The sequence below is a fragment of the Microbacterium sp. genome (genome assembly GCF_036566905.1).
Classification (GTDB): Bacteria; Actinomycetota; Actinomycetes; order Actinomycetales; family Microbacteriaceae; genus Microbacterium.
This window is the reverse complement of sequence record NZ_DATCVK010000183.1, coordinates 1-23240: the sequence shown is the minus strand read 5'-3', so window position 1 is coordinate 23240 and position 23240 is coordinate 1. Positions and strand designations below refer to the sequence as shown.

Annotated in this window: 21 protein-coding genes; 7 read left to right on the top strand and 14 right to left on the bottom strand. The window is 68.3% G+C overall.

Going from position 1 to position 23240, the window contains the following annotated elements:
• Positions 1 to 12 precede the first annotated feature (12 nt).
• Positions 13 to 666, bottom strand: a complete 654-nt coding sequence (locus VIP82_RS15185; RefSeq protein WP_331910060.1) for a CYTH domain-containing protein — start codon at positions 664 to 666, stop codon at positions 13 to 15.
• Positions 653 to 886, bottom strand: a complete 234-nt coding sequence (locus VIP82_RS15180) for a response regulator (protein ID WP_331910058.1) — start codon at positions 884 to 886, stop codon at positions 653 to 655. Before VIP82_RS15180 ends, VIP82_RS15185 begins: the two co-directional genes overlap by 14 nt.
• Before the next feature lie 162 nt (positions 887 to 1048).
• On the opposite strand from VIP82_RS15180, the gene glgP reads away from it, so the two are divergent.
• From glgP to VIP82_RS15160, 4 genes are all read left to right on the top strand, one after another.
• Positions 1049 to 3607, top strand: coding sequence for an alpha-glucan family phosphorylase (gene glgP, locus VIP82_RS15175; RefSeq protein ID WP_331910056.1), 2559 nt, complete (start codon positions 1049 to 1051; stop codon positions 3605 to 3607).
• 347 nt (positions 3608 to 3954) lie between these two features.
• Complete coding sequence (locus tag VIP82_RS15170; protein WP_331910054.1) at positions 3955 to 6495, top strand: rhamnogalacturonan lyase; 2541 nt, start codon at positions 3955 to 3957, stop codon at positions 6493 to 6495.
• Positions 6496 to 6572: 77 nt separating this feature from the next.
• The gene (locus VIP82_RS15165; RefSeq protein ID WP_331910052.1) at positions 6573 to 7304 is read left to right on the top strand and encodes a glutamine amidotransferase; all 732 of its coding nucleotides are present in this window, start codon (positions 6573 to 6575) and stop codon (positions 7302 to 7304) included.
• Between the two features lie 81 nt (positions 7305 to 7385).
• The gene (locus tag VIP82_RS15160) at positions 7386 to 7823 is read left to right on the top strand and encodes a hypothetical protein (RefSeq protein WP_331910050.1); all 438 of its coding nucleotides are present in this window, start codon (positions 7386 to 7388) and stop codon (positions 7821 to 7823) included.
• Positions 7824 to 7859: 36 nt separating this feature from the next.
• On the opposite strand, the gene VIP82_RS15155 is transcribed toward VIP82_RS15160, so the two are convergent.
• Both VIP82_RS15155 and VIP82_RS15150 read right to left on the bottom strand, forming a co-directional pair.
• Positions 7860 to 8627, bottom strand: a complete 768-nt coding sequence (locus VIP82_RS15155; protein WP_331910048.1) for an NAD(P)H-hydrate epimerase — start codon at positions 8625 to 8627, stop codon at positions 7860 to 7862.
• Positions 8624 to 9700: a YihY/virulence factor BrkB family protein gene (locus VIP82_RS15150; protein ID WP_331910046.1), complete on the bottom strand. Its 1077-nt coding sequence runs from the start codon at positions 9698 to 9700 to the stop codon at positions 8624 to 8626. Before VIP82_RS15150 ends, VIP82_RS15155 begins: the two co-directional genes overlap by 4 nt.
• Positions 9701 to 9788: 88 nt before the next feature.
• Here VIP82_RS15150 and VIP82_RS15145 point away from each other — a divergent pair, with 88 nt between their 5' ends.
• The gene (locus tag VIP82_RS15145; protein ID WP_331910044.1) at positions 9789 to 11462 is read left to right on the top strand and encodes a GspE/PulE family protein; all 1674 of its coding nucleotides are present in this window, start codon (positions 9789 to 9791) and stop codon (positions 11460 to 11462) included.
• A gap of 359 nt (positions 11463 to 11821) precedes the next feature.
• Here VIP82_RS15145 and VIP82_RS15140 read toward each other — a convergent pair whose 3' ends face one another.
• The 9 genes from VIP82_RS15140 to VIP82_RS15100 form a co-directional block, all read right to left on the bottom strand.
• Positions 11822 to 13057: a type II secretion system F family protein gene (locus VIP82_RS15140; protein ID WP_331910042.1), complete on the bottom strand. Its 1236-nt coding sequence runs from the start codon at positions 13055 to 13057 to the stop codon at positions 11822 to 11824.
• Position 13058: 1 nt separating this feature from the next.
• Positions 13059 to 14387 carry a type IV pilus twitching motility protein PilT gene (locus VIP82_RS15135; RefSeq protein ID WP_331910040.1) on the bottom strand — a complete coding sequence of 443 codons (1329 nt, stop codon included), beginning with the start codon at positions 14385 to 14387 and terminating at the stop codon, positions 13059 to 13061.
• A gap of 5 nt (positions 14388 to 14392) precedes the next feature.
• Positions 14393 to 15073 (bottom strand): hypothetical protein, encoded by a 681-nt coding sequence (locus VIP82_RS15130; RefSeq protein ID WP_331910038.1) that lies wholly within the window; start codon positions 15071 to 15073, stop codon positions 14393 to 14395.
• Positions 15073 to 15720, bottom strand: a complete 648-nt coding sequence (locus VIP82_RS15125) for a PilN family protein (protein WP_331910036.1) — start codon at positions 15718 to 15720, stop codon at positions 15073 to 15075. Before VIP82_RS15125 ends, VIP82_RS15130 begins: the two co-directional genes overlap by 1 nt.
• A complete protein-coding gene (gene pilM, locus VIP82_RS15120; protein WP_331910034.1) occupies positions 15717 to 16745 on the bottom strand; it encodes a type IV pilus biogenesis protein PilM in 1029 nt (342 codons plus the stop codon). The genes VIP82_RS15125 and pilM overlap by 4 nt, the downstream gene beginning before the upstream one ends.
• Before the next feature lie 29 nt (positions 16746 to 16774).
• Positions 16775 to 17659 (bottom strand): prepilin peptidase, encoded by an 885-nt coding sequence (locus VIP82_RS15115; RefSeq protein ID WP_331910032.1) that lies wholly within the window; start codon positions 17657 to 17659, stop codon positions 16775 to 16777.
• A 3-nt stretch (positions 17660 to 17662) separates the two neighbouring features.
• Positions 17663 to 19264 carry a hypothetical protein gene (locus VIP82_RS15110; RefSeq protein ID WP_331910030.1) on the bottom strand — a complete coding sequence of 534 codons (1602 nt, stop codon included), beginning with the start codon at positions 19262 to 19264 and terminating at the stop codon, positions 17663 to 17665.
• The gene (locus VIP82_RS15105) at positions 19255 to 19794 is read right to left on the bottom strand and encodes a PilW family protein (protein ID WP_331879723.1); all 540 of its coding nucleotides are present in this window, start codon (positions 19792 to 19794) and stop codon (positions 19255 to 19257) included. The genes VIP82_RS15110 and VIP82_RS15105 overlap by 10 nt, the downstream gene beginning before the upstream one ends.
• A 468-nt stretch (positions 19795 to 20262) precedes the next feature.
• Positions 20263 to 20649, bottom strand: a complete 387-nt coding sequence (locus VIP82_RS15100; RefSeq protein ID WP_331879724.1) for a pilus assembly FimT family protein — start codon at positions 20647 to 20649, stop codon at positions 20263 to 20265.
• A 316-nt stretch (positions 20650 to 20965) separates the two neighbouring features.
• On the opposite strand from VIP82_RS15100, the gene VIP82_RS15095 reads away from it, so the two are divergent.
• Together VIP82_RS15095 and VIP82_RS15090 are read left to right on the top strand one after the other, a co-directional pair.
• Complete coding sequence (locus tag VIP82_RS15095; protein ID WP_331879725.1) at positions 20966 to 21172, top strand: hypothetical protein; 207 nt, start codon at positions 20966 to 20968, stop codon at positions 21170 to 21172.
• 35 nt (positions 21173 to 21207) lie between these two features.
• The gene (locus tag VIP82_RS15090; RefSeq protein WP_331910027.1) at positions 21208 to 22593 is read left to right on the top strand and encodes an HNH endonuclease signature motif containing protein; all 1386 of its coding nucleotides are present in this window, start codon (positions 21208 to 21210) and stop codon (positions 22591 to 22593) included.
• Positions 22594 to 22814: 221 nt separating this feature from the next.
• Here VIP82_RS15090 and VIP82_RS15085 read toward each other — a convergent pair.
• A partial coding sequence (locus VIP82_RS15085; RefSeq protein ID WP_331910025.1) for a hypothetical protein occupies positions 22815 to 23240 on the bottom strand: 426 nt, incomplete at its 5' end.

The window sequence follows — 23240 nt, the reverse complement described above, 5'->3', positions numbered from 1 at the left end:
TTCTTCGTCTGCTCAGGCGCCGAGCGCGCGTGCCAGTTTCGAGGCGGATGCCGCGGGCCGGCCTCCTGCGCGACGCACCGCGGCGTCGGCGGCGGCGAAGAGCGCCGCACGATCGTCCCCGGCACCGGGCGCAGCGGGGCCGAGCTCGAACTCCCACTCCCGCCAGGTGCGCTCCACGCCGTCGCGCTCGTCGGTGGCGATCACGCGGTCGTCGACGAACTCGGCGACGACACCGCCTTCGGCGTCGCACAGCGCGTACGCCGTGCGCTGGTTGCGGATGCGGGCGATCGGCGCCAGGTGCGATGTGACCGAGACCGCCGCGAGGGCGTCGGTGACGGCATCCGGGATCGTGTCATCCTCGCCGAGCGGCCAGTGCAGCTCGACCCGGCCGCCCTCCGCGTCGCGGGGGCCTTTGATGTGCCAGCCTTCGTCGGGGCCGCCGGTCCGGCGCCGCACCGCGTAGCCGGCGTGCGCGAGGGCGAGGTCGTCGCTGTCGAGGTACACGGCGTCGAGCGCGCGTTCCTCGGCGGCACCGACCGAGGACACTCCGGGTAGACCCGACCAGTCGGGCAGCGGGGTGTCGTCCTCGACGTCGAACTTCAGCTCGACCTCGACCGAGTGGCTCGGGCCGGTCGGCTCTGCGGGGTGCTCGTCAGCGGCGCTCACGTGCGGTGTCGCTGTACGGATCGATGTCGTCTTCGGCCTCGATGAACCAGAACTCGGCCTCGGTCGGCCCATCGCCGTCGCCCGTGTTCTCGGGCGCTCCCTTGCGCTCGTAGACGACCTGCGTCTCGCTGTAGGGGACGATCAAGCGGTCCAGCTGGGGGTCTTCGAGGGGCAGGAGCTGCCCGTCGAGCGGGCCTCCGTGAAGTCGTGCGATGGCCATGTCCCCAGCGTAGACCCGGCGCCCGACGCCATCCGCACCCTTGCGCTCGGCCGGCCGCCGTGTCAGCGTGCCACCGATGTGCGCCGCGGCGATTCCCACCGTTCCGCCGCGGCGGCAACCGTCGTGCAAGCGCTTCCAGCTTCTGCCCCTAGAATCGCGAGCGTGAAGGCCATCCGAACGTTCACGGTCCGCCCTGTGCTGGCCGAATCCCTCGCCCCGCTCGATCGCCTCGCCTCGAACTGGCGCTGGTCCTGGAGTCGCGCGACGCACGCGCTGTTCGCCTCGATGGATCCCGCCCTGTGGGACGACATCGGTGCCAACCCTGCCCGCATGCTCGGCGCTCTGGGGCAGTCGCGCCTCGACGAGCTCTCGCACGACGAGGAGTTCGTCGCGCGGGTCCGCGAAGAGGATGAGCGGCTCACCGCCTACCTCGAGGGCGACCGCTGGTTCCAGCGCCTCGAGGGCGACAAGCCGGTGCACATCGCCTACTTCTCCCCCGAGTTCGGTGTCGACGGCTCTCTGCCGCAGTACTCCGGCGGCCTCGGCATCCTCGCGGGCGACCATCTCAAGAGCGCGTCCGACCTGGGCGTGCCGCTGACCGGCGTCGGACTCTTCTATCGCGCCGGATACTTCCGCCAGTCGATCGGCGACGACGGGTGGCAGCGCGAGGCCTATCCCCTGCTCGACCCGTACGGCCTCGGCCTGACGCTGCTGCGCGACCGTGCGGGCGCACCCGTCGAGATCGCTCTCGATCTGCCCGGCGACCGCCGCCTGTACGCGCGCGTATGGATCGCCGACATCGGGCGCATCCCGCTGCTGCTCCTCGATTCCGAGACGCCGTCGAACACCGACGAGATGCGCCGCGTCACCGATCGCCTCTACGGCGGCGGCGGCGAGCACCGGCTGCTGCAGGAGCTGCTGCTCGGCGTCGGCGGCGTGCGCGCGGTGCGCGCGTGGTCCGATCTCACCGGCCGTCCCGCCCCCGACGTGTACCACACGAACGAAGGCCACGCCGGGTTCCAGGGACTCGAGCGGATGTCGGAGCTCATCACCCAGGACGGACTCAGCTTCGACGACGCTCTGGCCCAGGTGCGCGCGGGCACGGTCTTCACGACGCACACCCCGGTGCCGGCCGGCATCGACCGCTTCTCGCGCGAGCTCATCGCGAACGTGCTGACGAGCGGCCTCTTCCAGGGGCTCGACGCGGGGCGTGCGATCGCGCTCGGCCTCGAGACGTGGAACGGCGGCGACCAGGGGGTCTTCAACATGGCCGTGCTCGGCCTGCACCTCGGCCAGCACGCGAACGGCGTCTCGGTGCTGCACGGCGAGGTGAGCCGCGGCATGTTCGGCATGCTGTGGCCGGGAGTCGACAGCGACGAGGTGCCGATCACGTCGATCACCAACGGCGTCCACGCTCCGACCTGGGTGCACCCCGCACTCAAGGCCGTGAGCGAGCGGGCGTGGGGCGACGCGCACACCGACACCCACGACTGGACCGACCGCGCAGCCGTGACGGATGCCGAGCTCTGGGGCGTTCGCCAGCAGATGAAGGGCGGCCTCGTCGCCGAGGCGCGGCGGCGGGTGGCGGCATCCCTGCCCACTGCCGGCAGCCACACCCCCTCGTGGGTGGACGATCTGCTCGACCCCGAGGTGCTCACGATCGGCTTCGCACGGCGCGTGCCCACGTACAAGCGGCTGACGCTGATGCTGCGCGATCCGGAGCGCCTGACGCGGCTGCTCACCGACACCGAGCGGCCCGTGCAGATCGTGATCGGCGGCAAGTCGCACCCGGCCGACGACTCGGGCAAGATCCTCATCCAGCAGCTCGTGCGCTTCAGCCGCGACCCGAAGGTGCGCGGCCGGATCGTGTTCCTGCCCGACTACGACATCACCCTCGCCAAGGACCTCTACCCCGGGTGCGACGTGTGGCTCAACAACCCGCTGCGCCCGCTCGAGGCGTGCGGCACGAGCGGCATGAAGGCCGCGCTCAACGGCGCGCTCAACCTCTCGATCCTCGACGGGTGGTGGGACGAGTGGTTCGACGGCGAGAACGGCTGGGCGATCCCGACCGCCGACACCGCGTCGAACGACGAGGAGCGCGACGACGCCGAGGCCGCGGCGCTGTACGACCTCATCGAGCACCAGCTGGTGCCGAAGTTCTACGAGCGAGAGGGCGGCATCCCGACCGCGTGGCTCGGCATGGTGCGCCACACCATGACCGATCTCGGCAAGAAGGCGACGAGCGACCGCATGGTGCGCGACTACGTCCAGCGGCTGTACGTGCCGGCCGCCGCCCACGACGTGGCTCTGCGCGCGAACGGGTTCGCCCTGGCGCGCGAGGTCGCGGCGTTCGTCGGGCGCATCAAGGCCGCGTGGAACCGGATCTCGATCGCGAGCGTCGACAGCTCCGGCATCCCGGCGCAGGCGCAGGCGGGTGATGCGCTCGAGGTGCGCGCCGACGTGCGGCTCGACGGCCTCTCGCCCGATGACGTCGCGGTGGAACTGCTCTACGGCCGCACCGACGAGGACGACGCGCTTGCGCGCGACCACTCGGTGTACCGCCTCTCCCCCACCGGTGACGGCGTGGACGGGATCCGGACCTTCACCGGCACGCTGCCGCTCAGCGTCACGGGCACATTCGGGTACACCGTCCGCGTGCGCCCCGCGCACCCGCAGCTCGTGTCGCCCGTGGAGCTCGGCTTCGTCACGTACGCGTCGTAGGACGCGGATCACGGATGCCTCGACCCGGCGTGCTGCGCCGGGTCGAGGCATCCGTTTCGTTTCATCGTGGACCGGGGGCTACGTGGTCGTTCCTCAGTTGAGGATCTTGCGCCGAGATGAGGGACGACACGCCGCGCGACGGTCCGCAGCTCGGCTCTGATCCTCAACTGAGGAGCGGGGTTGCCGCAGACCAGGCGCGTTAAATCGTTCCAATGTCGGCGGCGGAGGCCTTGACCTCGTCGCGACACCGCGACTAGGGTCGCTCGGGAAAACGTATTCCCTACGTATGAAACGATGCAACGGTCCGTACCCCACGCGGGCCACAACCTCGGGAGAGCGATTCGACGATGAATCTCCACAGAACCTCCGTACGCGCGATGGTGGCCGGCACGGCCGCCTGCGCCCTGACCTTCGGCCTTGCGTCCCCCGCGCTGGCGCAGGAGGCGGCGCCCTCCGGCGACGCGTCCGCAGGCGCCCAGCTCGAAGCGCTCGATCGCGGCCTCGTCGCGGTCGCGACCGGCGAGGGCGTGTTCCTCAGCTGGCGCCTGCTCGCGACCGAGGCCGGACCGGCGACCGAGACCGGCGTGAGCGGCCCGTCGTTCGCTGTGTTCCGCGACGGCGAGCGGATCGCCACGGTCGATGACAGCACGAACTATGCCGACCCCGACGGGTCTGCGGCATCCGTCTACACGGTCGCGCCCGCCTGGCACGATGTCACCGGCGAGCAGTCCGCGCCCGTGTCGGTGTGGGGCGACGGGTTCTACGACCTGCCGCTGCAGAAGCCCGCCGACGGCGTCACACCCGCCGGTGAGGCATTCACGTACTCGGCGAACGACGCGTCGGTGGCCGACGTCGACGGCGACGGCGCCTACGAGTTCGTCGTGAAGTGGGATCCGTCCAACTCCAAGGACGTGTCACAGAAGGGCTACACGGGCACCGTGTACGTCGACACTTACGAGCTCGACGGCACGCTGCTGAACCGCATCGACCTGGGCGTCAACATCCGCGCCGGCGCGCACTACACGCAGTTCATGGTCTACGACTTCGACGGCGACGGCCGTTCCGAGACCATGCTCAAGACGGCGCCCGGCACGAAGTCGACCCGCTACAACGCCGACGGCAGCGTCGCGGCGTCGGCGAACATCACGATGCTCGCCGAAGATCTCGCGGCCGGGTACACGGCGGCAGACGACTATCGCATGAGCGCCGCCGACTACCGCCGGCACCTCATCGAGGTGTTCGAGGGCTGGTCGGAGCACCCCGAGGTGGTCGCGGGTCACTGGCCGGCGACGCTGGAGGAGGCGTTCGGCGTTCCCGTGACCCACGAGTACCCGCTGTCAGAGGCGTCGGCGACCGAGCTGGTGGACTACTTCATCACGACGTACGCTCCGGCGCGCAGCGCGCGCAACGACCTCACCACGTTCGAGGGCTTCATCGTCGACGGGCCGGAGTACCTGACGGTCTTCGACTCGGCGACGGGCGAAGAGCTCGAGACCGTGCGGTACGAACCGGGCCGCGACGACGATGGCCTGCTGTGGGGCGACTACGCGATGGCGCGCATCGAGCCGGGCAACCGGGTCGATCGCTTCCTCGCCGGCGTCGCCTACCTCGACGGCACGCACCCGTCGGCGGTCTTCGCGCGCGGCTACTACACGCGCACGACGATCCACGCCTACGACTGGGACGGCGAGCACCTCACCACCCGCTGGGCCGTCGACAGCGGCCACGTGCCGATGAGCAACCCGTTCAACGACGGTCCCCACGGCCGCGACGGCACCGACCCGGTGTACGGCACGATCACGACGCAGGGCTTCCACTCGTTGAGCGCGGCCGACGTGGACGGCGACGGCAAGCACGAGATCGTCTACGGCGCGGCCACGATCGACGACGACGGCGGACTGCTGTACAGCTCGGTCGACACGCTGCCCGAGGGCAGCGCCGATCCCGGCCAGGTCGTCCGCCTCGGCCACGGCGACGCGATGCACGTCACCGACATCGACCCGAACCGCCCCGGCCTCGAGATCTGGACGGCGCACGAGGGTGCGACGTATGCGCCCTACGGGTCGGCGATGCGGGATGCCGCGACCGGCGAGGTGCTGTTCGGGGCGTACTCGGGGCGTGACACGGGCCGCAGCATGATCGGCGACGTGCGTGCCGATGTGCCCGGCATCGAGGTGTGGGCGAGCATGCCGAACGGCACCGAGGGATCCGGCCTGCTGAGCGCGTCGGGGACTTCCCTCGAGGCGGGCACCCCGGGCACCAACCAGTCGATCCGCTGGGCGGCCGACCTGACCACGCAGATCGTCGACGGCGCGCAGGAAGTGACGCCGACGATCAAGGACTGGACGCGCGGCACGCTGCTCACCGCCGACGGCACCCGCACCAACAACAGCACGAAGGGCAACCCCTCGCTCGTCGCCGACGTGCTCGGCGACTGGCGCGAGGAGCTGCTGGTGCGCACGGTGGACTCGAGCGCGCTGCGCATCTACACGAGCACCGAGGTGACGACGCACAAGCTGCCGACGCTGATGCACGACGTGCAGTACCGCGTCGAAGTTGCCCGGCAGAACACCACCTACAACCAGCCGTCGTACACGAGCTACTACTTCGCGAGCGACATGGACTTCGCGAACGTGCCCGTGCGGACGACGGCCGCGACCCCGCGCGAGCCGAAGTTCGTCGACCCGCGCGGATCAGGCTCCGACCACGTGATCGTCGTGCCCGACCCGGCGTTCGACTATTACGTGAACGGCGTGAAGGCCGAGAAGCCGCTGGTCAAGGTTCCCGCCGGATCCGAGGTCCGCGTGACGGCCGTGCCGAAGCCCGGCTTCGCGGTCGACGCCGGTGCGGTGTCGAGCTGGACGCACCAGTTCGCGACGAACGACTGACACACGGAAGACGGATGCCCCGGCCCGGCGCAGATGCGCGGGTCCGGGGCATCCGTCGTCCCACGTAGGCTGGTGCGGTGAAGCCGTTCGTCCTCCTCGCGACCCGTGCCGAGGACGTGCCCGCCGACGAGGAGTATGCGCTGTTCCTGCGCTACACCGGGCTCTCGCCCGACGAGCTCGTGCGGGTGCGGCTCGAGGCGGAGCCGATGCCGCACTTCGATCTCGACGCGCTGTCGGGCATCTTCGTGGGCGGCGGACCGTTCAACGCGTCCGATCCGCTCGAGAAGAAGTCGACGGTGCAGCGGCGCGTGGAGGCGGAGTTCGCGAGCCTGCTCGACGAGGTCGTGGACCGCGACTTCCCGTTCCTCGGCGCCTGCTACGGCATCGGCACGCTCGGCGCGCACCAGCACGCGGTGATCGACCGCACCTATCCCGAGCCGATCAGCGTCGTGCCGGTGACCATCACCGAGGCGGGGGCATCCGATCCGCTGCTCGAGGGGATGCCGGCGACCTTCGATGCGTTCGTCGGACACAAGGAGGCGATCTCGCAGCTGCCCGCGTCGGCGACGCTGCTGGCGTCGTCGCCGGGCTGCCCCGTGCAGATGTTCCGGGTCGGCGAGAACGTGTACGCGACGCAGTTCCACCCCGAGCTCGACGTCGAGGGCATCACCACGCGCATCCACGCGTACGCCGATTACGGGTACTTCGCCGCCGACGAGCTCGAGCTCACCCTCGCTGCGGTGCGGCGCGCGGCGGTCTCGCATCCGAGCCGCATGCTGCGCACGTTCGTCACGCGCTACGGGCGCTGAGCCGAGGCCCTTCGCACCGCGCGTCGGCGGTGGTACGCTCCCCGCACCGGCTGCCTCCGCCGCCCGAAACCGAGGTGCGTCATGGGTTCGAAGAAGCTGCTCCTCACGGGCGCTGCGATCGCCATCGTCGTGGCTGCGGCGATCCTGGTGCCGAGCGTCGCGACCGGAGCTCCGCTCCCCCATCTGATTCCTGCGACGTTCGCGGTGGCGCCCGATGACGGCCCCGGCGAGAACGGCAGGGGCAATGCGTTCGGGCATGACAAGGACTCCCCCGGCTTCCCGGGCAACAACGGCGACCACGGGGGCGGGATCAACGGCGGCGGCAACGGCAACGCCTTCGGGCACGACAAGGACTCCCCCGGCTTCCCGGGGAACAACGGTCGCGGCAACGGCGACGACGCCTCGGGCGGCGATGACGGGCCCGGTGACAACGGTCGCGGCAACGCTTTCGGGCACGACAAGGACTCACCCGACTTCCCGGGCAACAACGGGCGCGGGCAGGACGACTCCGACGACTGAGGCTCTGGCGGCTCTGCCGGCGGTCCGCCGGTTTCGTCAGTCCGTCTGAGCCGCCACGACGCGCGACACGGATGCCTCGCCCGCGGGTTCGACCGCCTCCAGCGCTGCGCCGAGCCCGATGTCGACGAGCACGATCTCGCCGGTGACCTCCGGGCCGCGCCCGGCGACGAGCCCTGCTTTGACGGCGCCGAACGTGACGGTGACGGATGCCGGGAGCACGGCGGCATCCGCGACTCCGGTGTCGGGCTGCAGGCCGCTCGGGATGTCGACGGCAACGACCCGCGGCCTGCTCCCGTCGCCCGAGATGGTCGAGACGAGCGCGGTGACCGCCTGCCGCGCGGTGCCGCGTAGCGCTGGGTCGCGCGAGGCGCCGATGCCGAGGATGCCGTCGACGATCAGGCCGTAACGGTGGGCCGTGTCGCCGACTTCCGCGAGGTCGACCCTCCGTACGCCCGCGCCGACGGCGGCAGCCAGCGCTGCTTCGTGGAAGCGGTCGGCGACGAGCAGCGCGTCGACATCGGCGACAGCGGCGACCTGGGCGGCGGCGTAGAGGGCGTCGCCACCGTTGTCGCCGCTGCCCACGAGCACGAGCACGCGCGGGCGCGGCGTGTCGGGGTTGTCGAGGGCCACCGGCTCCAGTGCGCCGGTCATGGTGGTCGCGGTCTCAGACGATGACAGCTCGGCGCGGATGACATCGGCGAGGGCACCTGCGGCGCGGCGCATGAGCGGCGTGCCGGCGTCGAGGAGCGGACGTTCGGCCGCACGGACCTGCTCGGCCGTATAGGTCGGCACCTTCTGGCTCACGACTGCTCTTTTCCGGCCCCGACGGGCTCCTGTTCCGCCGGCTCGTCCACCTTCTTCCCGTCCGCCTGTTTCTTCTGCGCGGCGAGGCGCTCGCGGTCGGCGTCGGCGCGCGCGTGCGCGAGCTCCTCGGTAGCGACGCGCACGGCATCCTCCGCCTGCCGCACCCGCCGCAGCACGAACGTCGGCGAGCCGAACCGCTCGCGGACGCGGTCGACGTGCTCGCGCTCGCTGACGATGATCCAGGTCGATGCGAGAAGGATCACCTGGGCCGACAGGTTCAGCCACAGCAGCAGGGCGATCAGGCTGGCGAAGGTGGTGAGGAGGGGGTTCGAGCCGGCGCCGGCGACGAAGAGTCCCGACAGCTGCTGGAGGACGGTGAGTCCGACCGCGCCGAGAAAGGCCCCCGACCACAGCGCGCGCGGACGCGCGCGCACGCCGCTCAGGCTGACGAACGCGAGCGCGACCACGGCCATGTCGAGCACGAACACGACGACGATCGAGACGCTCCGCGTCGCGATCTTCGCGAAGTCGTCTTGCGTGATCCCCGCCCAGTCGAGCACCGCGCCGATGAACGAGGTGCCCACGAACGTCGCGCCGGCGGAGAGCACGAAGCCGCCGCCGATCGCGATGGCGAGCAGCAGGTTGCGCAGCAGCACCCAGACGAAGAAGACGTCGTCGTGCACCCGGTCGGCCAGGGTGCGGATGGCCACGCGCAGCGATCCGATCGCGCCGATCGCCGCGCCGACGAGGGCGACGAGCGCGATGATCCCGGCGACGGTGAATCCTGCGGGTGCCTGGATGTCGGAGACATCGACGATCCCACCCTTGCCGACGAGCCCCGGGATCGCGGCATCCACCGCATCCACCAGCGACTTCCAGGCCGCGGGGTTGTCGCTCAGCCAGATGGCCGCGAACGAGAAGCCGAGCAGCACGCCCGCGAATACGGAGAAGAGGGAACGATAGGTGATGCTGTCGGAGAGCATCGGGCCGCGCCGCTCGGCGTAGTGCAGCCACACCCGCACGAGCCGCAGCGACAGCGCCCAGGCCGTCAGCTTCGCGATCAGGTCCGCCATGGCGCCACCCTACCGACTGCGTGCAGCACCCCTGCCCAGGCTTGACGCGCGGCACATAGTATGTCCAGTGGGGATAAGGGGAATCACCGTGAGAGGTCTTGCACAGACGCTCGTGCTCACCGGAGCCGTACGAGCCGCCGACATGTCAGCCGCGATCGCGCAAGCGGGGGGCGCCGACGGGCCCGAGCTGCAGCGCTTGCTGGTGAGCTCGAAGCTGGTGACCGAGGGGCAGGTCGCCGAGGCGATAGCCCTGCACACCGGTCATCGCTACGTCGACCTCGCGAGCATGCCGCTCGATCCGAACGTCGTCGCGCTCGTGCCGGGCAACCTCTGCCGCAAGTACGGCCTCATCCCGGTCGACCTTCGGGGCGAACGGCTGACCGTGGGCGTGCTCGATCCGACCGACATCGTCGCGCTCGATGACGTCGCGAGCATCACCGACCTGTTCGTCGAGCCGGTCGTCGTCGCCGAAGACGCCTTGACGCAGATGTTCGAACGGTTCCTGCGCTCCGACGAAGAGCTCAGCGAACTGTCGATGACGATCGAGGAGTCGAGCGAGTCGAACCAGGCGGCGTTCACCGAGACGCTCGAGGAGCAGGACAACGACGCCCCCATCGTCCGCTTCGTGAACCTGCTGATCGCGCAGGCGATCAACGACCGTGCGAGCGACATCCACGTCGAGCCGGGTGAGAAGCAGCTCACCGTGCGGTTCCGCATCGATGGCGTGCTGCACGAGATGCAGAAGGCCGACCGCGCCATTCAGGACGGCATCATCTCGCGCCTGAAGATCATGTCGTCGATCGACATCGCCGAGAAGCGCAAGCCGCAGGACGGCCGCCTCTCGGTCACGCACGAGAACCGCTCCGTCGACCTCCGCGTCGCGACGCTGCCCACCGTGTGGGGCGAGAAGATCGTGATGCGCATCCTCGACAACACCGGCCAGGTCATGACGATGCGCGACCTGCTGTTCTCGAGCACCAACGAGAAGCGGTTCCGCGAGGCGATCACCAAGCCGCACGGCATGATCCTCGCGACCGGGCCGACCGGCTCCGGAAAGTCGACCAGCCTGTACACGGCGCTGCGTGCGATCGCGAACCCCAAGATCAACGTCATCACCGTCGAAGACCCGGTGGAGTACCGCATCGCGGGCATCAACCAGGTGCAGGTAAACAACCGCGCCGGCCTGACGTTCTCGACGGCGCTGCGGTCGATCCTCCGTTCCGACCCCGACGTCGTGCTCGTCGGTGAGATCCGCGACTTCGAGACCGCGAACATCTCCATCGAGGCGGCCCTCACCGGTCACCTCGTGCTGTCGACGCTGCACACCAACGACGCGCCTTCCGCGCTGACCCGCCTGACCGAGCTCGGTTGCGAGCCGTTCCTCGTCGCCACGGCACTGTCGGCGGTCATCGCGCAGCGCCTCTCGCGCCGGCTGTGCATGCGATGCCGCGAGCCGCTCGTCGAGACGAGCGATGTGCTGACCGCGCTCGGCTTCCCGCATGACCCGGCCGATCCGCCGCAGCTTTACAGGGCAGCCGGGTGCCCCGCGTGCTCGAACACCGGCTACCGCGGCCGCGTCGCGCTGCACGAGATCATGACGCTGAGCGACGAGATCGAGACGCTCGTCGTGACCCGCGCGACGGGCAGCGAGATCCGTCAGGTCGCCCTGGAGCAGGGGATGATCTCGCTGCGCGAGGACGGCTGGTCGAAGGTCGCACAGGGCCTGACGACGATCGAAGAGGTGCTTCGGGTCACCGTGTGAGGCGCACGCCGCGCTCCCGGCGCATCCGAGCGGCCCGGCGCGTTTCGTCTCGGTCGCTGGCGCTCCCTCGCTCAACGACCGGCAACTCTTCCTCGCCGTCGAAGCGCGCCACTGCCCAAGCCCCCGGTCGCTGAGCGAGCGAGGAACGAGCGAGACGAAGCGCGCCCCACCACCCGGTCACTGAGCGAGCGAGGAACGAGCGAGACGAAGCGCCCCACCCCGGTCGCGGGGCGAGCGAGGAACGAGCGAGACGCGGCGCACCCCACCACCCGGTCACTGAGCGAGCGAGGAACGAGCGATACGAAGCGCCCCACCCCGGTCGCCGAGCGAGCGAGGAACGAGCGAGACGAAGCGCGCTCCTACTGCTTGGCGAGCTCCCCGTACAGCGTGAAGATCGGCAGGTAGAGCGAGATCACCATGCCGCCGATCACGATGCCGAGACCGACGATGAGGATCGGCTCGATGGTCGACGACAGCTGCGCGGTGGCGGTCTCGACCTCGTCCTCGTAGAAGTCGGCGATCGACGAGAGCATGTCGACGAGTGTGCCCGACTCCTCGCCGACCGAGACCATCTGCGGCACCATCGCCGGAAAGACCTCGGCCTTCGCGAGCGGTGCGGCGAACGAGCGACCCTGACGGATCGACTCCTGCACGTCGCGCACGGCCTCCTCGATCTTCCAGTTGTTCGACGCCTGGCCGACGATCGAGAGCGCCTGGATGATCGGCACACCGGCGTTCAGCATCATCGACAGGTTGCGGGCGAACCGCGCCACCGCGATCTTCGTGGTGAGCTTGCCGAAGACCGGCATCTTCAGCTTGATCGGGTCGACGACTTTCCGATACTGCAGAGTGTGCCGGTTCGCACGCCACCAGATCACCGCGACGATGACCACCAGCACGATGGAAGGAATGATCCACCACATGTTGTTCGAGATGGCGACGAGGATTTGCGTCGGCAGCGGTAGCGAACTGCCGAGCCCCTCGAACATGTCCTGGAAGATCGGCACGACGAACGTCACCATAACGAGCACGCCGATGATCGCGATCGCGAGGACGATCGCGGGGTACGTGACGGCAGCGCGGATCTTGTTCTGCAGTTCGGCGTCCCGCTGATAATTGTCTGCGATCGAGCCGAGAGCGCTGCCGAGGAAGCCACCGGCCTCGCCGACCTTCACGATGCTGAGCATCAGCGGCGGGAACGTCTGCGGGTGTCGCGCGAGCGCCGCCGAGAACGATGAACCCGACTCGACATCGGCCTGCACTTGCATGAGCGCGGGCTGCAGGCGCTTGTCGTCGGTCTGCTCGATGAGGATCGAGAGCGTCCGCATGAGCGGCAGGCCCGCGTTGATGAGACCGGCCATCTGCCGCGAGAACACCGCGAGAGTGCGGGCGGAGACGGTCTTGGTGGCTCCGGGCAGCTTGATCTCGCGACTGAGCCCGGTGTTGGACTTGAGGGTGACCTCGAGCGGTGTGAGCCCCTGCGCCTTGAGCTTTCCGGTAACGGCGGATTCGCTCGCCGCCTCGATGGTGCCCTTCACGACCGATCCGCCGCGCGAGTCGACAGCTCGGTAGACGAACTCCTGTACGACGGCCATGTCAGACCCCCTTCTCGGGCGTGGGCAGGCCGAGCTCAGCCCACGAGTCGGCGTCGTTCAGATACGTATCGTCGTCGGCGCCGGTCCAGTCGACGTCGCGCGCGGTCGGATCGACGCGGCCGCCGACCGTGGGCGAGCCGAAGCGCGAGCCCATGCCGACGCCAGTTCCTGCCGCAGCGTTGGCGGGGACGGATGCCGCGGCATCCGCCTGCCGCCATTCGCCGGCGTGGTGCGCCCACTCCTCGGCATCGAGGTCGCGCGGCTTGATGTACACGCCGTCGAGGCTCTTCGGGTCGACCGCGAAGTCCATCGCCACGTTGCGCGCGATGGTGCCGTCGGCGACGAGGCGACGGAGATCCTGGTCGAGCGTGTGCATGCCGACCTCCGACCCGGCCTGCATTGCCGAGTAGATCTGCGCCACCTGGCCCTCGCGAATCATGTTGGCCACCGCGGGCGTGTTGATGAGCACCTCGGTGGCGATCGTGCGCCCGTTCACCTGCGCGAGCGGCAGCAGCGTCTGGCTGATGATGCCCTGCAGCGTGTCACCCAGCTGCGTGCGGATCTGGTGCTGCTGGTCGGCCGGGAACACATCGATGATGCGATTGATGCTCTTCGCCGCGCCCTGCGTGTGCAGCGTCGAAAGCACGAGGTGTCCGGTCTCGGCAGCCGACAGAGCCGTCGAGATGGACTCGGGGTCGCGCAGTTCGCCGATGAGGATCACGTCGGGATCCTGGCGCAGCACGCGCCGCAGCGCTTCGGCGAACGAGTTGGTGTCGCGACCGACCTCGCGCTGGTGGATCAGTGCGCGCCTGGACTGGTGATGGAACTCGATCGGGTCTTCGATCGTGATGATGTGCGCCGCCACCAGCTGATTGACGATATCGACCATGGCCGTGAGGGTGGTCGATTTGCCCGAACCTGTCGGCCCGGTCAGGAGCACGAGTCCGCGGGGGCGCAGAGCGAGGTCCCGGGCGATCGCCGGAGCACCGAGCTCTTCGAGCGTGTAGACGCGATCGGGGATGTACCGCAGCGCGATCGCGATCGACCCGAGCTGCCGATACACGTTCGTACGGAAGCGACCGATGCCCGCCGTCGCGTGGGCGAGGTCGACCTCGCCGTGCTCGAGGAACTCCCGCTTCTGCCCCTCGCTCATGAGGGCGAATGCGGTGCGCTCGACCCACTCTTCCGACACCACCCCTGGATAGCCGGGCACCGGCACCAGATCGCCATCCACGCGCAGCAGCGGCGGCGCTCCCGCGGTGATGTGCACATCGGAGGCCCGGTAGCGCGCGCCACGCGCCAGAAGCGTCTCGAAGTCCAGCTCGTCCATGGCCGTCACCCTTCCGCGTCCATGAAGGTCAGGGCGGTGATCTGCACGTCGAATGTGCCCTCACCGCTCTGCGTCGTGGTCGCCGTGATGCTGTTGAGCAGGCGTGGTCCTGCGCGCAGCGCATCGAGGAACGCGGTGGCCTGCGTCAGGTCAGTCGCGCTGGCGCTGATCACGAAGTCGACCTGCTGGCGTCCTGCCGCGGCCGCAATTCCGCCGGAGGCCGCGGCATCCGCCGTCGCTCCGGTCGTGGTGTCGGTCGCACCCTCCGTCGCCGACGGCGTCGGCTCGGGTGCGGGGGCCGGTGCCACGGCGGCTGCGCCTGCGTCGATCGGGCCGGTGCGGGTCGTGAACAGCACCTGCTCGCCGGCGGTGACCGCGGTGAGGGAGACTCCAGATGCCTCGGCCGCGCGTCCGACGACTTCGAAGACGTCGTCGAGCTGGGCGGTGGCGGGAATCTGAGAACGAAGCTCGCCGACCTCCGCGTTGATCTCGTCGAGGTTCTCCTCTTCCTCGGTGAGGTGGTCGACCTGGGCCTGGTAAATCGCGTTGGTGCTCGCGACGGTGGCGGTCTGCCCGTCGACGCCGACTGCCTGGAAGTACAGTGGCATGGCGACGAGGAACACGCCGAGGGCGATGACGCCGAGCGAGACGATGAGTCCGAGCGCGGTGACGAGCTGCTTGGGCATCACTCGCTCCCTTCTTCGGCCACGTACTGATTGGAGTACACGGTCTGGTCGAACTCGACGTCGAGCAGGTACGCGTAGCGCCCCTCCGACACCGGGCTCGAGGTGATGGACTGGCCGTCGGCGTACAGCACGCCCTCGACCCCGCGGAGTGAGCGGATGATGGCGACGATGTCGAGCGGGGTGGGGCTGTCGATCGTGACGGTGCCGACGACGCCCTGCTCGGCGGTCGGATCGTCGCCCTGCGCCGCGCCACCCACGCCGAAGTCGAAGGCGGTAAGGGTGGTGTCGGCGGGCAGGATGCCGGTGATCTTGGCGATCACGGGCGTCCAGGCGAGATCGGCCGCCATGGCCTCGGTGCGATAGTCGGTGAGTTCCGACTCGGTCGCGAGCGCCTGGCTGACCTCCGACAGCGATGAGATCTCGACGAGCAGCGCGTTGGTCTCGGCCTGCTCAGCGGCGAGCCGCTGGTCCGCGAGGAACTTGAACGCGAACGCGCCGGCGATAATGAGGAGCGCGACGACGATGGCGCCGAGCACGAGCCAGATCCACAGGCGTACGAGCTTGTCGCGTTCGCGGCGCACGACCTCGCCACGGGGCATCAGATTCACACGGGGCACTCCCGCGAACGGGGCGGGGATGGCGGTCATCGGCCGGCCTCCCCGAGTGCGATGCCGATGGTGCCGACGAGGTTGAGCGAGACGTCGCCGGCGGGCGGCGGCGTCACGATCGAGACGACGTCGCCAGCCGACACGATGGTCATCGGTGTATCGATGGCGGCGGTGAGTGCCGCCATCACGCCTTCGACCGCGGCGCCAGCGCCTGTGATGAAGAGCCGGGTCAGCGGCGCGGCGCCCGCGCGGCTGCCGAAGAAGGCCAGCGTGCTCCGCACGCGTGCCGCCAGGTCGGATGCTCCCGGCGGCGTGGCCGCGCGCATCGCCCCGCGCGTACGGCCCGCGGCAACGGTGGTCCCGAGGCCGTTTCCGCCCGCGGCGGTGAGCTCGAGCGCCGGTTCGACGATCTCGGCGCTGTGCCGGCGAGCCGCTGCAGTCGCGACGTCGATGGGCAGCAGGCGCACGAAAAGCGGCACACCGCCGCGCGAGATCACGACCTGCGTGGTGTGGTCGCCGATGCCGACGGTCGCCACGGTCTCGTCCGGTGCCGCCAGGGCGGCGGTGGCGCGGGCGAGTCCGAAGGCGGCCAGGTCGACGGCTTGGGCGCGCACCTTGACCTTCGCGAGGGTCGAGATGATCTGCTCGATGCTGTCCGACACGGCCGCCACTAGCAGACCCGATACCTGGTCGCCGTTCTGGGTGAGCGGGAAGAAGTCGAGCACCGCCTGACTCGCGGGCACCGGCAGCAGGTCCTGCACCTGGTAGGGCAGGGCCTCGCGCAGCAGGTCGGGCCGCATCGCCTGGGTCGTGTACTCGCGCACCAGGATGCGGCGGCTGGCGACGCCGAGCACGGCATCCTTGCTCTTGAATTTCGCGCCGGTCCACAGCTGCCGGAGCGCGACGGCGACGGCGCCCGGGTCGAGCACCTCCGAGTCCTTCGCAGCGTCGGGCGGCAGCGGCACTTCGCCGTATGCGATGAGCTGGGGTTTGCGACCGAGTGAGAGCTCCGCAGCGCGCACGCTCTCTTCGGTCACCTCCAGCCCCACGATCGTCTTCGCCATGTTCTTCCCTTCCCCAAGATCCGTCGGGCTTACGCACCGACGAAGAGATTCACGTACCACCGTCCGACGGCTTCGCCGGCGAACACTCCCGTCCAGGCGCCGAGGATCATCCACGGGCCGAACGGGATGGCGGTCTTGCGCCCGGCACGCCGGAGCAGCAGCAGTGCGATGCCGAACAGTCCCCCGTAGAGGAAGGCGGCGAACGCGCCCACGGCCAGGGCTCCCCAGCCCAGCCAGCCGAGGTAGATGCCGATGACTCCGGCGAGCTTGACGTCTCCCCCGCCCATCCCGCCGCGTCGCACCGACCGCAGCAGGAAGTAGAACACGTAGAGCACGACCATGCCGATCGCGGCGCGCAGCAGCAGCTCCCAGTCGCCCGTCAGCCAGGCCGAGACGGTGAACAGGATGCCGGCCACCAGGTAGCTCGGCAGAACGATGCTGTTCGGCAACCGATGCGTGTCGAGGTCGATGACGGTCAGCACGATCGAGATCGCCGCGAAGTACAGGAACGCGACGATGACGAGCACGGCACCCCACACGTCGGAGGGCAGGACCACGCCGTCCCACGCCGGTGACTCGAGATACGTCATCAGCGTCGAACCGAGGAGCCCCTCGTAGACGGCGAGCCCCCACCAGGTGATGAGCGCGAATGCGATGCCCGTCACGGCCTCGACGATCGGGTAGCGGGCCGAGATCGGCGCCTTGCAGTTCGCGCACTTTCCGCGCAGGGCGACCCAAGACATTACGGGGACGTTCTGCCACGGCTTGATTGGCGCGTCACAGTGCGGGCACCGGCTCTCGCGCGTCAGCGAGATGTGCGCCGGCACGCGGTACGCGACGACGTTGAGGAACGACCCGATGAGAAGGCCGAAGAGTCCTGCGACGACGACGATGAAGATCGTGAGTTCGTTCATCGGCTAACGCTCTGTCTGGAAGACGAGTTGACCCAGCCGCTGGACCATCGTTGCCTGGCCGGCACCTCCCGGGCCTTTGATCTTGCATCCGAGCTGGTCGAATGCTGGCGACCATGACATGTCCTTACAGGTGTACGCCGTGGTGAGCGGTCCTGACGAATGCAGATTCGTGCTGTCATTGGTATAGAGCTGCCCGCTGAACGATGACGTCACGGTCCCGGTCAGTCCGCACGGCGAGTACACCATGATCCGAACATCGCCTGTTTGTGTCCCGCTGACGTCGAACGAGTCTTTCTGGCTGCCATTGCCACAAGTCGGCGACGGCTCACCATTCACGTAGGCAGTCGACGCGTCTGAGTGGACGAAGAGCAATTGCTTGGTGCTTCCCCCGGCGTCCAAGACGCCATCCAGGTTGACGTTCATGCTGGCCGAGGGCTTCACGATGATCACAGCGTCGCGAGCGAGGTTCACGTTCTTCAGGTCTACGTCGACAGCTTCCTGACCGTTCCCGTTCTTCGACGAACAACTCGTGAAATCGAGTACGAGTTTGTTTCCCGCCGTCGCCAGCAATGCTGCGATGGTGGTCGGCGGATTGTTCTTCAACAGGTCGCATGCACCCGGGTATGTGGTTCCCCAATTGGACGCATTGCTGAGATCGATCCATTTGGTCGCCGACTTGAGCCAGGCGAGTGTGGGATCGAAGGTCGGCGTGAATCCAGGAATCGTCTGCGTGTTCGGCACGCCCGTGCCGTTCACTGTCCAGTTCGATTCGACATCGATCGTGTTGGCGCTAGTGATATTGCCGCCGACCGTTGCGTGATCGTTCCCCTGATTGTCCAGATGCACGACACCGACGGCGTTGATGTCCTTACCAACGGACGTCGCGCCGTTCGAGCTGAGAGTCACGTAGCTGTTCGTGGTGATTGAGCCTGTGACGGTCGCCGCCTGGCTGCCGTTTGTCACGTGACCACTTGCCCAAATGTCGCCCTCGACGCGGCACGTCGTACTGAATTCAACGTCGCCCGACAGCACGTACAGGTCTCCGGTGAGGGTCGCAGAGTTGTTGCACCGGTACGTGCCGTCGCGCAGTACGAGATCCCCCGTGTAGTGCGAGACGCCGGCAGTGAACCCGCCGGAGAAGTAGGTGACAACGCCGCCGGGCTGCTGCGAATACGTCACTTGCCAGGGGTACACCGAGTCGATCGTCACCGTGGAGTTATGGGGGCCGGTTCCCGTCGACTTTACGACGATGTAGTCGGTCGCGGATGTCGGGCAGCCCTCCGTGAGCCCGTTCGACGTGGTCGGCTGCACTCCATCGATGTCGGAGAAGTACACGCGAGTGTCGTACGTCGGGTCAGTGCCTGTGAAATGGGTCGTCGAGCACGCCGACATGCTGGCCACTGCCACATCGCGTCCGGACTCCGCGGCGATGAATGCCTGCGTCTGACCCTTGTTGGTGGCGTTCGCGCGGATCGTGAACAGGACTGAGGCCGCGATGATGCTGGCCACGATGAAACCGACCAGCATCACCACGACCACCGTGACGAGGACCGCACCGTCGTCTTCTCGACGCACGCGCATGAACAGCCGATCGATTACCAACATGGCGAACTCGTTCCCGTCGCGACCGACCTTGCCGCTGCTTCGCCGGAGAAGCGGACAGGAGCAGAGTCGGTCTCAATATCGAAGGTGTAGACCACTGTGTCCCCGTTCTCAACGAAGAACGGCGACGTGCCGTTCTGCACCACATCTGACTCCCAGTCGGCCCAGTCGTTCGTGTTGGCAGGGAGAGCCCCCGACGACATGGCAATGCGTGCTTCATCGTCGGTAAGTAGAAAGCCCTGGCAAGCGTGTGGCCCCGTGAGCGAGGTTCGCACTCGGAGCACTGTCCCGGTGTTGTCGACGTCGAAGTCGAGAGCATTGCGCATCGCCCGCTCCAATGCTGAGCCCATCACCTGACCGCGATTCGTCGCCCCCGAGACGCTGGTTACGTCTTCCTGAGTGCGCCAGGAATTCACGAGGATCAGTGCCATTGCTCCGAGAAGAACACTGGCGAGCAAGACGTACACGATCAGTTCGATCAGAGAGAGCCCGGAGTCCGCCTTTTCAACGTGGACTTTCTGTTCACGCGTCATGGCACGTACACGATCGCTTCAACATTCGCCAAGGTTGTCCCGGAGGAGTCGACCACCGTCAGAGCAACCGTTACTTTCTTCGAGCTGGCCGGGCACGTAGACGACGTGCCGCTGCTAGTGAGAGCCCGACTGCCACCGTCCGTGAACGTGTGAGATGTAGTCGCGGCGGCGATCTGACCGCATGTCGGATTCTCGCGGACCTCTTCGACAAGCGAGTTGAGTTCACGCGTTGCGGTAGCTGTGGCTGACTGCCGTGTCGAGTGCTGGATCCCCTGCCAGAGCGCCGGAAGGATCGCGACCGCGATAATCGCCAGCAAGAACATGCCGATAACGATCTCAACGATGCCGAGGCCTTCGTCAGACGAACGCGTTCCCCTCACTGCTCACCTCCCCAGTGGCAGAATCCCCAAGGCTAATGATGCCACCAGGGCCAGGGCTTTGCCCCTGACCCTGGTGACGCGATGCGCGTCAGCAACCGGGGCCGGACTGTCCCGTCTTGCTGTAGCCGGACGAAGTCATGCAGACGCCGTCAATCGTGGTCGGCGCGGTACCGCTCTTGAAGGCAACGGTGATGTCGCCCCCGGTGTAAGGCGCGATTGCGGTCGCCGGTGTCGTGGTGGTGCTGCTGTCGGCAAGCGCGGCTGCAACCGCCACCGCTGCGTCCGCCGCAGCGGCGTCGACCGCATTCTGCTGAGCTGTCGCCTGGATGTTGCTGAAAATCGGAATGGCGACCGCGACCAGGATGCCGAGGATCACGACGACGATGATGAGCTCGATGAGCGAGAAGCCCTCTTCGCCCTCTTCTTCGCGACGGCGGTTTGCCGCCTCGATGTAGTTCTTGATAGTTGCACGCATGGCGCAGTGTCTCCCCAGTGTGTGAATTGATTGGTCAGCTCCGACCGGCCGGCACAGCACAGCAAGTACCGGTTCACATGTAACCCCAGTAACGAACTCCCAGACTCTGTCAGAGCTGGGTTCGAGACACGCGCCCAAACGCGAATCCCCTCCCGCGGTCGACGCTGTCAGACCCAACCCCTTCATGTCAACGCGAGCGCATGCAGTGTTGCCTCAGGACTTCCTCAAGACGCATACCCGCCCCCTTCAGTATCGCGCCCACCGTGATGCCAGTACTCGTCCTGCTTCAGGCACGCTGTCGGTGAACGGATCGCTCATGACAATCGCAGAGTTCCTGCTCGCGATCGTCGGCACCGTCACCGCCGTGCGGCGCCCGACGCGCAAGCGCGGGGTCGTGTTGGCGCTCGTCGACAGCTCAATCCGGATCGCCTGGATGATCGTGAGGGTCGGCGCAACAAGCGCGGCGTGGGAGGTGCAACGGCTGCAGCAACGAGTATTTTGCGGCGTAAAATTTCGAACATAGTTTCTATTCTGCGTGCACCTTGGTATGCTCTTTATGTGAGCATTTCAGCGAACGCCGTCGACGATCTCGAGTGGCGCGCTGACGCTGTCGACGACTGGTTCTGGGCGCCCGACGATCCTGATGATCCGGCGCTGACTCCCCCCGATGTCGCCGTCGCGGCGCTCTACGCGAGTGGCGAGGCCCACACCGCGGCGGTCACCGCGCTCGAGGGCCTGAGTGTCCGTGCCCGTGTGCTGATCGCTGACGAATACGCCGCCATCGCGATGATTCTGACGGATGCCGCGGCCTGCCCCGACCCGTGGGTCGGGGCAGATCCGACACACGACCCGGACTGGCGGGACCCGCAGGGTCGCTCGGTCGCGGCGGTGCGTGCGGAGCGCCGCAACATCGCCGTGCGGGCGGCAGCACTCGATGTCGCGACGCGGTTGGGGATGTCGGAGACCGCCGTCCGCACCCGTGCCGCACACGCCGACACGCTGCGCGAGCGGTGCCCTCGGATCTGGGACGCGTTCCGCGCCGGGCGCGTAGCACCGCAGAACGCCGCTGCCGCGGCGCAGCTGGCGGCATCGCTCCCCGATGACGCCGTCGAAGCCTGGGAGCGGTTCGACGACGCCGTCGCCACGGCGGCGCAGCAGCTGCCGCCCGGCAAGTTCCGGCTGCGCGCCCGCGTCGCCCGCGAACGAGTCCACCCCGAGTCTCTCGAGGTACGCCACCACCGCGCGGCAGAGGATCGCAACGCGTGGTTCGAGGCCGAGCACGACGGCATGGCGACGCTCTCGGTGCTCGGCCCTGCCGATCGAGTGCTCGCCGCGTACGATCGCGCTGACGCCCGCGCGCGCCACCAGCGAGTTCAGCCGGGTGAGGAGCGCACCCTCGCCCAGCTGCGCGCCGACACCCTTCTCGACCTCATGACGACCGCGACGCTCGCCGGATCAGACACACGTGCGCCCCGCCCGTCGGTCGCGATCACCGTGCCGGTCATGACGCTGCTCGGTCTCGACGACGAACCCGCCACCCTCGACGGATACGGCCCCATCGATACCGAGACCGCCGGTCGGCTCGCCGGCGAGGCATCCAGCTGGGTACGGATCCTCACGCACCCGATCAGCGGCACCGTCCTCGACGTCGACCGCACCACCTACCGCGTCCCGAAGGCGCTGCGAAGATGGCTCGGCGTTCGCGACGTAGTCTGCATCGGCCCCGGCTGCACACGCGCTGCCCGGGACTGCGACATCGACCATCGACTCGACTGGCAACACGGCGGCGCCACGGTCGACACCAACCTCGCGCCGCTCTGCGAACGGCACCACGCTCTCAAGTCGAAGAGCAGATGGAAGCTCTACCGAGACGACGCGACCGGAGCAACGTGGTGGGTCTCCCCTACCGCCAACACCGTGCCCGCGGAACCACCTCCCTGGTGACACCACCCATCGGCCTGCGCAGACCGCAACCGGATCACGCCGGGCGCCCGGACCTCGCCGGCGCCGCGGTCACCGGGGTGTCAACGTCGCACCGGAGTGCCCGGGTTGATACCAGGATGCCCGGATCGCACCAAAGCGCAGACCGCGTCAGGCCGGGCCTGCAACCGCGTCAGGCCAGCCGGGAGCACCTCAGGCCAGAATCGCCCCGTCGCACACACGCGTCAGGCCAGAATCGCGAGCGCCAAATCGGTCGCGACGAAGACGAGCCACGCCACGAGCACCACCGACACCGCAAGAGCGACCAGTGACATGACCCGGCCCGTCCCCCGCTGCCGGGAGACGATGAGTCCGCCGATCGCGAGGAAGAACGCACCGGCCGCGAGCGCCACGCTGACCAGGCTCACCATGCCCGCAATCGTCTGATCGCGGCTCGCCAGCCACACGACCACCGCCACGCCGCCGATCGCCGCGAGCGCGATCAGCACGACTGCCGCTCGCGCGGGGATGTTCGCGGGCGAGGCCTCCGGGATCGGTGGCCGCATCCCACCGATGTACGAGCTCGAGACCGGCTCGTACACGATCGGCGTGGGCATGCGATCATCACCCGGCACAGTCGGACGGGGCGCGATCTGGTCGGGAAAACCGCC